Source organism: Streptomyces sp. NPDC028305 (assembly GCF_055569495.1).
The window spans coordinates 63867-75689 of record NZ_JBVHTN010000013.1 but is presented as its reverse complement, the minus strand read 5'-3'; the positions used below and the strand labels follow the sequence as shown (position 1 = coordinate 75689).

Below are 11823 nucleotides of genomic sequence, written 5' to 3'. Positions count from 1 at the left end.
CCGCCCATGACCTTCGGCATGGGGACCCCCCGAGGAGGTTCCTGCTTCATGAAGCTCACCGTCGTCGGATGCTCAGGGTCGTTCCCGTCCGCGGAATCGGCCTGCTCGAGCTACCTCGTAGAGGCCGACGGCTACCGGCTGCTGCTCGACATGGGCAATGGCGCCCTCGGCGAGCTCCAGCGCCACTGCGGTCTCTACGACCTCGACTCCGTATTCCTCTCCCATCTGCACCCCGATCACTGCATCGACATGTGCGCGTACTTCGTCGCCCGCTACTACCGGCACGACGGCGGACGCGCCGAGGCGATCCCGGTCTACGGACCCGAGGGCACCGAGCGCCGGCTCGTCCGGGCCTATGAGGACGTGCCCGACGAGAAGTCCATGCAGGAGGTCTTCGACTTCCGCACGCTGACCCCGGGCACCTTCACCCTCGGCCCCTTCACCATCCGCACCGCCCGGGTCTGCCACCCCGTGGAGGCGTTCGGCTTCCGCATCGAGCACGGTGGACGGTCACTGGTCTACTCCGGCGACACCGGCCCCTGCGAGGCGCTGGTGGAGCTCGCCCGGGGCGCCGACCTGTTCCTGTGCGAGGCCGCGTTCACCCACGGCAAGGAAGACATCCCCGAGCTGCATCTCAACGGGCGGCAGGCGGGGGAGCACGCGCGGCGCGCCGGGGTCGGCACCCTGGTGCTGACGCACATCCCGCCGTGGACGGACCCCCAGATCAACCAGCGGGACGCGCAGGCGGTCTTCGGCGGACCGGTCGAGCTGGCGAAGGCCGGCGCGGTCTACGAGCTTTGAGGCGGCGGCCACCCCGGGCGGCGGCCCCGTACGCGCATGAGGCCCCCGGAACCGCGGTCGGTTCCGGGGGCCTCGGCCACGTACGGGGCGCGGGCTACGCCTTGGTGAGGTCCTCGACCTCCTCCTCGGGCTCCCGGCCCGGGGTGGGGAGGTCGAACTTGACGATCGCGAAGCGGAAGATCACGTAGTAGACCGCCGCGAAGGCCAGCCCGATCGGGATGATCAGCCATGGCTTGGTGGCCTGGGTCCAGTTGAGCGCGTAGTCGATGAAGCCCGCGGAGAAGTTGAAGCCCGCGTGCACGCCCAGGGCCCAGGTGATCGCCATGGACGCGGCGGTCAGCAGCGCGTGGATCACGTACAGCAACGGCGCGATGAACATGAACGAGAACTCGATCGGCTCGGTCACCCCGGTGACGAACGAGGTCAGCGCCAGCGAGACCATCATGCCCAGCACGGCCTTGCGGCGCTCGGGGCGCGCGGTGTGGGCCATGGCCAGGGCGGCGGCCGGCAGACCGAACATCATGATCGGGAAGAAGCCGGACATGAACATTCCGGCGGTCGGGTCGCCCGCCAGGAAGCGGTTGTAGTCGCCGTGCACGACCTGGCCGGCCGCGTTGGTGAAGTCGCCGAGCTGGAACCAGGCCACGGTGTTCACGAACTGGTGCATGCCGATGGGGATCAGCGCGCGGTTGACCGCGCCGAACAGCGCCGAGCCCGCGGACCCCAGGCCCGTCATCCACTCGCCGAAGTTGCCGATGCCCTCGCCGATCGGCTCCCAGACCAGGCCGAAGAAGACCCCCACCGCGATCCCCACGAAAGCCATGATGATCGGCACCAGGCGGCGGCCGTTGAAGAAGCCGAGCCAGTCCACCAGCCGGGTGCGGTGGAAGCGCTGCCACAGCACCGCGGTCAGCAGCCCCATCACGATGCCGCCGAGCACGCCGGGGTCGTTGAACTTGGCCGGGATGTCCTGGCCCTTCTGGATGACCGCGTCGGCGACCGGGAACGCCTCCAGGACCTTGCTGTAGACCAGGAAGCCGACCACGGCGGCCAGCGCGGTGGAGCCGTCCGACTTCCTGGCGAACCCGATGGCCACGCCCACGCAGAACAGCAGCGGCAGGGCGCCGGTGAGCGCGCCGCCCGCGTTGTTGAACACGGCGGCGACCTTGTTCCAGCCGAGGCCGTCGGCGCCGAAGACATCGGGCTGGCCGAGCCGCACCATGATGCCGGCGGCGGGCAGGACCGCGATGGGCAGCTGGAGGCTGCGGCCGACCTTCTGAAGTCCCTGGAACAGACCGGCGCCCCGCTTTTTCGCGGGCGCGGCCGTAGCGGTGGCCGAACTCATCGGATTCCTCCTGGTGAGGCGGGCCCCAGCTACCGCTGGGAGGTCTCCCCGAACGGCCCGCATATGGTCTACACCACAGTGGTGTAGACCTGTTCTAGCACGTAAGGGCGGGATAACGGAATCTATCGTTCCGGTGTGGTCTGAACCACTGGAGGGTGAGGTGGTGAGGCCGGAAGTGATCGCGATAATGGTGTAGACCACTGCGCCGTCTCGGGGTGCTTTACCGGACATGGCCGAGCGAACCGGGACTAAACATGGTTAACGTATGACAACCCGCTCGTCGGTATCGCCCCAGGGCCGAGACAAGCCAAGATCAAGCCGAGACAACAGGAGTGGACATGGCCAGCAAGGCTGAGAAGATCGTCGCCGGGCTCGGCGGTATCGACAACATCATCGAGGTCGAGGGCTGCATCACCCGCCTCCGCACCGAGGTCAAGGACGCCGACCTCGTCGACGAAGCCCTGCTCAAGGCCGCGGGCGCGCACGGCGTGGTGAAGATGGGCACCGCCATCCAGGTCGTCATCGGCACCGACGCGGACCCCGTCGCCGCCGACATCGAAGACCTCATGTGAGTGGCTCGATCGGCCTGAACCCGGCAGAACCGAGCCGAACCGCCCCCGGCGTTGCCGATAGGCTCGCCCCATGTCTCGTATCGACGGCCGCACGCCCGACCAGCTCCGCCCGGTGACCATCGAGCGCGGATGGAGCAAGCACGCCGAGGGCTCCGTCCTCGTCTCCTTCGGCGGCACCCGCGTGCTGTGCACGGCCAGCTTCACCGAGGGCGTGCCGCGCTGGCGCAAGGGCGGCGGCGAGGGCTGGGTCACCGCCGAGTACGCCATGCTGCCGCGCGCCACCAACACCCGCGGCGACCGCGAGTCCGTCCGCGGCAAGATCGGCGGCCGTACGCACGAGATCTCCCGCCTCATCGGCCGCTCGCTGCGCGCCGTCATCGACTTCAAGGCCCTCGGCGAGAACACCGTCGTCCTGGACTGCGATGTGCTCCAGGCCGACGGCGGCACCCGCACCGCGGCCATCACCGGCGCGTATGTGGCCCTCGCCGACGCCATCGCCTGGGGCCAGGGCAAGAAGCTCATCAAGGCCGGCCGCCAGCCGCTGACCGGCACCGTTTCGGCCGTCAGCGTCGGCATCGTCGGCGCCATCCCGCTGCTCGACCTGTGCTACGAGGAGGACGTGCGCGCCGAGACCGACATGAACGTCGTCTGCACGGGCGACGGGCGCTTCGTCGAGGTCCAGGGCACCGCCGAGGGCGAGCCCTTCGCGCGCGAGGAGCTGAACGCGCTGCTGGACCTGGCCGTCGCGGGCTGCGGCGAACTGGCCGGGATCCAGCGCGCGGCGCTCGCCGGCGAGCTGTGAATCCCGCCATTCCGGTGCCGGCAGAACATCAAAAAGCAACCTGCTGACGGCCGGTGGCGTGTAGTCAGGTACGGATACTCGAATACGCGGATGCGGGCGTACGCGACGGCGTGCGCCCGCACCGCCACCAGGGGAGGGGACCCGTCCATGACGCCGCGCCACCACCACCTCGGCCGCTTCGACCGCTACCGCCGTTACCGCCGTACGACCGCGTTCACCGCTCTCGCCGCCGTCGCCCTCGCCGTGCCGATCACCGTCGGGTGCAGCGCGGTCGACAGGGCCATCGACTGCGCGCAGCTCGCCGTCGACATAACGACCGGCGTGGACAACCTCCAGGACGCGGTGACCGACCCGCAGAACGCCGACAACGTCCTCGACGCCCTCAAGAAGGACATCGACGACGCCAAGGACAAGACCGGCGACGCGGATGTCGGCAAGGCCGTCGACCACCTCCAGAAGGCCGTGGACAACGTCCAGACCGCCATCGACAAGGGCGAGGACCCCGACCTCAGCCCCGTCAAGGACGCGGCCGACGAGCTGACCAAGGTCTGTACCCCCTGACGAGACCGTCAGCCGCGACAGCGTCGATAATCGACAGCCATGAAGCGCCTGATCCTCGCCACCCGCAACACATACAAGATCATCGAGCTGCGCGCCATCCTGGACGACGCCGGACTCGACGTCGAACTCGTGGGCGCCGACGCCTATCCGGAGGTCCCCGACGTCAAGGAGACGGGGGTGACCTTCGCCGAGAACGCCCTCCTCAAGGCCCACGCCCTGGCCCGGGCCACCGGCCACCCCGCCGTCGCCGACGACTCCGGGCTGTGCGTGGACGTCCTCGGCGGCGCCCCCGGCATCTTCTCGGCCCGCTGGTCGGGCCGCCACGGCGACGACCGGGCCAACCTCGACCTGCTGCTCGCCCAGCTCGGCGACGTCCCCGACGAACACCGCGCCGCCCACTTCGAATGCGCCGCCGCCCTCGCCCTCCCCGACGGCACCGAACGCGTCGTCACCGGCCGCCTCCCCGGCACCCTCCGCCGCGAACCCACCGGCGGCGGAGGCTTCGGCTACGACCCGATCCTCCAGCCCGACGGCGAAACCCGCACCTGCGCCGAGCTGACCCCCGAGGAGAAGAACGCGATCAGCCACCGGGGCAAGGCGTTCCGGGCGCTCGCGCCGCTGGTGCGGGATCTGATGGGGTGAGCGACGTCGAAGGGGTGGCTCGCCGGTTCAGCGAGCCACCCCTTCGGCGGTGCGGCCGGTGGGACTCGAACCCACACGGGATTTCTCCCACGGCGGCCTAAGCGCCGCGCGGCTGCCTGATTACGCCACGGCCGCCAGTCGCAGACCATGCTACCGGCCTGGTGACTGTGACGGTATCGGGGTGAGCGCTAGGTGGTGGTGCTCTTCTTCCCACGCCGACACCAGGTGTCGGTAAGGGCATGGCAGTTTGGGCAGAGGTAGCGCAAATTCTCCGCCCGATTGTCGAGCCAGTCGCCGTTGACGTGGTCGATCTGCAGAGTCATCGGCCTGCCCAGCCACTCGCCGGTGTTGCCGCAGGACATGCAGGAGTACGGTACGCCGACCTCTTGGAGTGCCTGATGCAGACGGCGGCGGTTCATGCGCGGCGTCCCTTCCGGGAACAGCCGTAGCACGTCATCGGCTACGGATTTCGGCTTTCCGGCCGGGACTGTGCTCCAGGTCCTCCGCGTGAAGTGGGAAGTGTCGAGCCCTAATTGAACTGCTTGCTGCCGCACCCGTCGGTGATTTGTGTAGTCCGCAGGAAGCCCGAGCAGCCGCATCACCTCGGCGAAACTTCTCGCCCTGAGAACTGCCTCCCGAAGGGACTCTTCCGGGATCGCGAGGCGCGAGTTACGGAAGTGGCTCGTGTCGATGCCTGACTCCTTGAGCATGCGCCCCAACGCCGCCCGTGATCGGCCGTCGTCCGGTACGCCGAGTGCGCGGGCCACACCGCGGATGCTCCGGGCCGACGAGGCGACCGTGCCAAGCTCTTCGGCGGTGAACGGCAAATCCGCCTGTCGGCGGTTAAGGCCAGGGAAGTGGGCGATGTCGATTCCCGCAGCCGCGATACGGCGCCTGATGTGCGACAGCGTGCCAGTCGCTGGAGGAGCGCCGAGCTTGACCGCGACCTCGCGAAGGGTGGTCGACGACGCGACCGCGTCGGCTATTACCTCGTCGGGGAACTTGCGTCGTGGGCTCTGTTGTTGGAAATGACTGGTATCGAGCCCGTACTCGGCCGCCCTGCGCTGAAGGGCACGTCGTCGGCCGCCGCTCACCTTGACGCCGAGGCGGCGCATCAGCTCCGCCCACCCCCTGGACTCGGCGACCGCGGCCGTTAACCGCTCCCGTTCGTAGGGGTCAGGCATCGCCTGTTCGATCCGCATGGCTACCCTCCCTGTACGGCCATACGTAGTGCCATCGCACTGAGTAACGAATGGGCCGCCCAGGAGTTACCCGCGCCGCGTGGGGCTACGAGATGGAGCGGATCGACGGCGCCACGGGGTGGTGACCCCGCGGCGCCGGGACGGGGGCGGGTCAGAGGCCCAGGTCCTTGATGATCTTGGCGACGTGGCCCGTGGCGCGGACGTTGTACAGGGCCCGCTCGACCTTGCCCTGCTCGTCGACGACGACCGTGGAGCGGATCACGCCGGTGACGGTCTTGCCGTACATCTTCTTCTCGCCGAAGGCGCCGTACGCCTGGAGGATCTCCTTGTCGGGGTCGCCGACGAGGGTGACCTTGAGGTTCTCCTTGTCGCGGAACTTCGCCAGCTTCTCGGGCTTGTCCGGGGAGACGCCGACGACGTCGTAGCCGTGCTGGGCGAGGAGGTCGAGGTTGTCGGTGAAGTCGCAGGCCTGCTTGGTGCAGCCGGGGGTGAGGGCGGCCGGGTAGAAGTAGACGATGACCTTGCGGCCGGCGTAGTCGGCGAGCGAGACAGGGTTGCCGTCCGCGTCGGGCAGGGTGAAGGCGGGGGCGGTGTCGCCGGGCTGAAGGCGCTCGCTCATGGTGGGGTCTCCTCGTGGCACGTGCGCGGGGCGCGGGTGTGTACCCACCCGACATTAGCCAGCTCGCCGATCGGGGGTGCTGTGGGGCGCGGGCCAGGGAGAGCTGACAGACTGTCCATCACCGGATCATCGAGATTGACGGAGGCAGCGCGGTGTCGGAGGCCAGGACCCCTGCGCAGATCGAGGCGGACATCGCCCACAGGCGGCAGCAGCTCGCCGCGACGCTCGACGAGATCGGGGAGCGGGTGCACCCCAAGACCATCGTCGGGGACGCGAAGGCGAAGGCGATGTCGGCCGTGGACCGGACGGCGGGGCGGGCGTATGTCTCCGTGAACCGCGCGGTCAGCGGCGTGCGCGCGCAGTTCGTCTCCGAGGAGGGGGCGCCGCGGCTGGAGCGGATCATTCCGGTGGCGCTCGTGGTGGTGGGGCTCGCCGGGCTGTACGCGATGTCATCGCGACGTCGCCGTTCGTAGCGCAGCGGGCGGCCGAGGGGCGGCCCGGGGGCGGTCGGCGAGGCTTTGCCCGTCCTGTGCCTCCGGTGTGCCGCCGGGCCAGGTACGGTCAGGGGCGTGAGTACGAACACGTCCCATGACAAGCTGCCCATCCGGATGCTGCACGACCGGGTGCTGGTCCGAACCGACATCCCGGAGGGCGAGCGGCGCTCGACCGGCGGCATCGTCATTCCGGCGACCGCGGCGGTCGGCAGGCGGCTGGCCTGGGCCGAGGTGGTCGCGGTCGGGCAGAGCGTACGGACCGTGGAGCCGGGCGACCGGGTGCTCTACGACCCGGAGGACCGGGCCGAGGTCGAGGTCCGCGGCGTCGCGTACGTCCTGATGCGGGAGCGCGATCTGCACGCGGTCGCGGCCGAGCGGCTGGAGGGGTCCGAGGACTCCACGGGGCTGTATCTCTGAAAAGCTGCGAGACATGCGCGGAGGGTGGTGACCTCGGTCACCACCCTCCGTGTTTCCGCCTCAGCCGCCCGCCTCCGGGAGCCCGGGGTCGACCGGATCGGTCGTCGGCGGGTCCGCCGTCCCCGGGAGGCCCGTCGGCGGGGTGTACGTCGGCTGGGTGGTCGGGTTCGCCGGCGGGGTGAGGGTCGGCAGGGACGGGTCCGCGGTCGGGTCGGCCGGGAGTGTGGACGGCGGGGCGCTGGTGACCGGCGGGGTGGTGACGGCCGGATCGGTGGTGGCCGGGGGGAGCGGCAGGGTGTCGGCGTCGGTGCCGCCCTCGGGGCGCAGGTCGAACTCGGCCGGGGTGCGCCCCTGGAGCGCGGCGGCGGTGTACGCGGCCCAGATCTCCGTGGGGTAGCCGCCGCCGTTGATGCGGGCCAGGCCGGTCGCCCCGTACAGCGACTTCTGTGTGCCGGTGGCGGAGTCCTGGCCCATCACGGCCACGACCGTCGCCAGGTCCGGGGTGTATCCCGCGAACCAGGCCGCCTTGTCGTCCTCCGCGGTGCCGGTCTTGCCCGCGGCGGGGTGCCCGGCGGCCTGGGCCGCGGTGGCGGTGCCGCCGTCCACCACGCTCTGGAGGACCGTGGTGGTGGAGTCGGCGGCGGCGCGCGTGATGGCCTTGTCGGTCTTGTGCGACGGGAGTTCGAGCTGCTGGCCATCCTTGGTGATCTTCGAGACCAGGCTGTACGGGGTGTGGACGCCGTGGTTGGCGAGGGTCGCGTACGCCTCGGTCATGTCCAGCACGCTGGCCGTGGCCGGGCCGAGCGCGATGGAGGGGGAGGCGGTCAGATCGGGGGTGTCCTTGGGGACGCCGAGGGCGATGGCGGTCTGCTTGACCTTGGCCGGGCCGACGTCCTGCGCCATCTGGGCGTAGACGGAGTTCACCGAGTTGTCGGTGGCCGTGGTGACGTCGATGTCGCCGTAGTCGACGTCGTCCTCGTTGGCCGGGCTGTAGCCGGTGGGCCCGTCGGGCCCGACGACCTCGCGCTTGTTGGTGCCGTCGTAGATCGTGTAGGGGGTGATCTGCTCCCCGGCCTGCGTGGTGGAGCCGTTCTGGAGCGCGGAGGCGAGCACGAGCGGCTTGAACGTGGATCCGACCTGGTAGTCGGTGCGCGTCGCGTTGTTGACGAACTGCTTGGTGTAGTCGATGCCGCCGTAGAGGGCGACCACCTGGCCGGTCTTCGGGGCGATCGAGGCGCCGCCCGCGCGGACGTACGAGTCGACCTTCCGGGAGTCGCCGAGCTTGCTCATCAGCTTCTCGCGCGCCGCCTTGACGAACGCGTTCTGCTTCTTCCGGTCGATGGTGGTGGTGATCCGGTAGCCGCCGCGGGCCAGGGTCTGCTCGTCGATGACGCCGTTCTCGGTGAGGTAGGCCTCGACGGCCTCGACCAGATATCCGCGCTGCCCCGACATGCCCGACTGGGCGGTGACCTTGCCGGGGGCCGGGAAGGTCATCCTGTCGCGGGCGGCCTTGGTCAGCCAGTCCTTCTTGACCATGCCGTCCAGGACGTAGTTCCAGCGGGCCAGCGCCCGGTCCTTGTTCTGCGGGTGGGTGACCACGTCGTAGGCGTTGGGGGCGTTGAGCAGGGTCGCGAGGTACGCGCCCTGGCCGAGGTCCAGGTCCTTGGCGTCCTTGCCGTAGTAGGCCTGGGCGGCGGCCTGGATGCCGTAGGCGTTGCGCCCGAAGTAGCTGGTGTTGAGATAGCCCTCGAGGATGTCGTCCTTGCTCACCTCCCGGTCCAGCTTGATCGAGATGAAGAACTCCTTCACCTTGCGGGAGACGGTCTGCTCCTGGTCCAGGTAGTAGTTCTTCACGTACTGCTGGGTGATGGTGGAGCCGGACTGCTTGCCCTTGCCGGTGGCGGTGTTCCAGGCGGCCCGGAGCATCGCCTCGGGGTTGATCGCCGACTCGGCGTAGAAGTCCCGGTCCTCGGCGGCGAGCACCGCGTGCTGGGTGGCCTTGGGCACCTGGCTGAGCGGTACGTTCTCCCGGTTGATCTTGCCCTCGCGGGCGAGCGGGGTGCCGTCGGAGTAGAGGAAGACATTGCTCTGGGCGATGGCGATGTCCTTGGCCGCGGGGATGTCGACGAGCAGATAGCCGGTGACGAGCCCGCCCGCGACGAGGAACACGATCACCAGGAGGCCGCTGACCACCATCCGCCAGGTGGGGAGCGCCCGGCGCCAGCCGGTGCGCTTGGGACGGCCCTTTCTGCCCTTGGTCCGCGCGGACCTGGGGTCGCCCACGCCATGGGGGCTGGTGACGTCCGGGCCGCCCATGCCGCCGTCGATCAGTTGGGGCTCGTCGCTCATGTCCTTTGAGACTCCTCGGCCGCCGTCGAGGGTTGCGCCGCGGCGGAATCGTGCACGGTCGGGCGATTGGCCTGGTACGCCCCGTAAAACACTGTCGCATCATCCGTTCCGGACCGGGGCCGTGGCTAACACCTGTGACGGCTCTGTGACCGGCGGAATGGATGATGTTGCGCCCGCCATCCGGGTGGTGTTCCGTGCTCCGACCGGGTGAATAATGCCTGGCTCTCTCCCCGGCCGCGCGGCTAGGCTCCTGAGCTTTGGTGTCAAGCGGGAATGGGCGGGAAGGGGAGAGCGGCCCTATGCGGCTGTACGCGGCCGTCGCGGTGACCGGCTTCCGGCGCTATGCGACCTATCGGGTCGCCACCGCGGCCGGGGTTTTCACCAATACGGTCTTCGGTTTCATCGTCGCCTACACCTATACGGCCCTGTGGGACCAGCGGCCGCACCTGGGCGGCTATGACCTCTCCCAGGCGCTGACGTTCGTCTGGCTGGGCCAGGCGCTGCTGGCGACCGTGGCGCTGATGGGCGGGGGCTTCCAGGACGAGCTCCAGGAGCGGATCCGCTCCGGCGACATCGCCGTCGATCTCTACCGGCCGGTGGATCTCCAGCTGTGGTGGCTGGCGGGGGATCTCGGCCGGGCCGCGTTCCAGCTGCTGGGGCGCGGGATTCTGCCCATGGTGTTCGGCTCGCTGTTCTTCGAGCTGACCCTGCCCGGCTCGGCGCTGACCTGGGTCTGGTTCCTGCTGTCGGTCGCCCTCGCGGTCTGCGTCGGCTTCGCGATGCACTATCTGGTCGCGCTCACCGCCTTCTGGCTGCTCGACAGCACGGGGATCTCGATGATGAGCGGACTGCTGTGTCTGTTCTTCTCCGGGATGATCCTTCCGCTGAACGTCTTCCCCGGGCAGCTGGGCGAGGCGGCCCGGGCGCTGCCGTGGGCGGCGATGCTCCAGGTGCCCGCGGATGTCTTTCTGGAGGAGCACCGCGGGGCCGGGCTCGTGCGGGCGTTCGCCTTCCAGGCGGGGTGGGCGGTGGTGCTGTTCGCGGCGGGGCGGGCGCTTCAGTCGGTCGCCACCCGGAAGGTGGTGGTCCAGGGTGGCTGAGTCGCTTGGTTCCCCGGAGCCCCTTCGCTCCCCGGAGACCCTTCGTTCCCGCGAGTCCCGCGAGACCCTTCGTTCCCGCGCTTACTACGGGCTGCGCGCCTACCTGCTGATCATCGGGATGTGGGTGCGCTCCACGATGGCGTACCGCACCTCGTTCCTGATCATGACGCTCGGGAACTTCCTGGCGACCGGGCTCGACTTCGTCGTCATCGTGCTGATGTTCTCGCACGTCGGCACGCTGGGCGGCTTCACCCTGCCCGAGGTGGCCTTCCTCTACGGCACCACCAGCACCGCCTTCGGCCTCACGGATCTGACCCTGGGCAGCATGGACCGGATCGGCCGCCGGGTCCGCGACGGGACGATGGACACCCTGCTGGTGCGGCCGGTGCCGATCCTCGCGCAGGCCGCCGCCGACCGTTTCGCGCTGCGCAGGCTGGGCCGGATCACCCAGGGGCTGCTGCTGCTCATCTGGTCGCTGGTCCGGCTGGACATCGACTGGACGGCCGACCGGGTGCTGCTGGTGCCGGTGATGCTGCTGAGCGGGGGTGCGATCTTCGGGGCGGTGTTCGTGGCCGGCGGGGCCTTCCAGTTCTGGGCCAACGACGCCTCCGAGGTGCAGAACTCCTTCACCTACGGCGGCAACACGCTGCTCCAGTACCCGCCGACGGTGTTCGCGAAGGACCTGCTGCGCGGCGTCACCTTCGTCATCCCGCTGGCCTTCGTCAACTGGCTGCCCGCGCTCCACATCCTGCGCCGGGAGAACCCGCTGGGCCTGCCCGGCTGGATCGGCTTCGGCGCCCCGCTGGTCGCGCTGGGCTGCTGCGCGCTGGCCGGGCTGGCCTGGAGGGCGGGGCTGCGGTCGTATCGGAGCACGGGCAGCTGACGGGTGAGGGATGAGAAGAGGGAGAGGAGAGTGAGA

At 69.6% G+C, this 11823-nt stretch carries 12 protein-coding genes, 1 tRNA gene and 1 pseudogene; 9 read left to right on the top strand and 5 right to left on the bottom strand.

Translation table 11 applies throughout. The annotated features are described in order from the left end of the window. Window positions 1-48 precede the first annotated feature (48 nt). Window positions 49-801, top strand: coding sequence for an MBL fold metallo-hydrolase (locus ACZ4WQ_RS43525; protein ID WP_311727311.1), 753 nt, complete (start codon window positions 49-51; stop codon window positions 799-801). Window positions 802-895: 94 nt separating this feature from the next. Here the strand turns inward: ACZ4WQ_RS43525 and ACZ4WQ_RS43520 are convergent, their stop codons facing one another. Then, on the bottom strand, window positions 896-2146 hold the full coding sequence (locus ACZ4WQ_RS43520; protein ID WP_398368960.1) for a PTS transporter subunit EIIC: 1251 nt from the start codon (window positions 2144-2146) through the stop codon (window positions 896-898). Between the two features lie 314 nt (window positions 2147-2460). Here ACZ4WQ_RS43520 and ACZ4WQ_RS43515 point away from each other — a divergent pair. From ACZ4WQ_RS43515 to rdgB, 4 genes and pseudogenes are all read left to right on the top strand, one after another. Further along, a pseudogene (locus ACZ4WQ_RS43515) lies at window positions 2461-2718 on the top strand (PTS sugar transporter subunit IIB); the annotation flags it as partial. 70 nt (window positions 2719-2788) lie between these two features. Then, window positions 2789-3520 carry a ribonuclease PH gene (gene rph, locus ACZ4WQ_RS43510; protein ID WP_311727308.1) on the top strand — a complete coding sequence of 244 codons (732 nt, stop codon included), beginning with the start codon at window positions 2789-2791 and terminating at the stop codon, window positions 3518-3520. A 90-nt stretch (window positions 3521-3610) separates the two neighbouring features. Beyond that, a complete protein-coding gene (locus ACZ4WQ_RS43505; RefSeq protein ID WP_468022855.1) occupies window positions 3611-4081 on the top strand; it encodes a hypothetical protein in 471 nt (156 codons plus the stop codon). 39 nt (window positions 4082-4120) lie between these two features. Continuing rightward, window positions 4121-4723 carry an RdgB/HAM1 family non-canonical purine NTP pyrophosphatase gene (gene rdgB, locus ACZ4WQ_RS43500; RefSeq protein ID WP_311727307.1) on the top strand — a complete coding sequence of 201 codons (603 nt, stop codon included), beginning with the start codon at window positions 4121-4123 and terminating at the stop codon, window positions 4721-4723. 50 nt (window positions 4724-4773) lie between these two features. Here rdgB and ACZ4WQ_RS43495 read toward each other — a convergent pair. The 3 genes from ACZ4WQ_RS43495 to bcp all read right to left on the bottom strand — a co-directional run bounded on the left by ACZ4WQ_RS43495 (window position 4774) and on the right by bcp (window position 6544). Continuing rightward, a tRNA-Leu gene (locus ACZ4WQ_RS43495) sits at window positions 4774-4858 on the bottom strand. A 53-nt stretch (window positions 4859-4911) separates the two neighbouring features. Next, window positions 4912-5925 (bottom strand): HNH endonuclease signature motif containing protein, encoded by a 1014-nt coding sequence (locus tag ACZ4WQ_RS43490; RefSeq protein WP_398368967.1) that lies wholly within the window; start codon window positions 5923-5925, stop codon window positions 4912-4914. Window positions 5926-6076: 151 nt separating this feature from the next. Next, window positions 6077-6544: a thioredoxin-dependent thiol peroxidase gene (gene bcp / locus ACZ4WQ_RS43485; RefSeq protein WP_311727303.1), complete on the bottom strand. Its 468-nt coding sequence runs from the start codon at window positions 6542-6544 to the stop codon at window positions 6077-6079. 152 nt (window positions 6545-6696) lie between these two features. Here bcp and ACZ4WQ_RS43480 point away from each other — a divergent pair, with 152 nt between their 5' ends. Beyond that, window positions 6697-7017: a DUF3618 domain-containing protein gene (locus tag ACZ4WQ_RS43480; RefSeq protein WP_311727302.1), complete on the top strand. Its 321-nt coding sequence runs from the start codon at window positions 6697-6699 to the stop codon at window positions 7015-7017. Window positions 7018-7152: 135 nt separating this feature from the next. Further along, the gene (locus ACZ4WQ_RS43475; RefSeq protein ID WP_048831771.1) at window positions 7153-7455 is read left to right on the top strand and encodes a GroES family chaperonin; all 303 of its coding nucleotides are present in this window, start codon (window positions 7153-7155) and stop codon (window positions 7453-7455) included. 60 nt (window positions 7456-7515) lie between these two features. Here the strand turns inward: ACZ4WQ_RS43475 and ACZ4WQ_RS43470 are convergent, their stop codons facing one another. Continuing rightward, window positions 7516-9804 (bottom strand): transglycosylase domain-containing protein, encoded by a 2289-nt coding sequence (locus ACZ4WQ_RS43470; protein ID WP_468022854.1) that lies wholly within the window; start codon window positions 9802-9804, stop codon window positions 7516-7518. A gap of 299 nt (window positions 9805-10103) precedes the next feature. Between ACZ4WQ_RS43470 and ACZ4WQ_RS43465 the strand changes: the two genes are divergently transcribed. Together ACZ4WQ_RS43465 and ACZ4WQ_RS43460 are read left to right on the top strand one after the other, a co-directional pair. After that, window positions 10104-10904, top strand: a complete 801-nt coding sequence (locus tag ACZ4WQ_RS43465) for an ABC transporter permease (RefSeq protein WP_311727300.1) — start codon at window positions 10104-10106, stop codon at window positions 10902-10904. Between the two features lie 118 nt (window positions 10905-11022). Continuing rightward, a complete protein-coding gene (locus tag ACZ4WQ_RS43460; RefSeq protein WP_311727469.1) occupies window positions 11023-11787 on the top strand; it encodes an ABC transporter permease in 765 nt (254 codons plus the stop codon). Window positions 11788-11823: the final 36 nt, after the last annotated feature.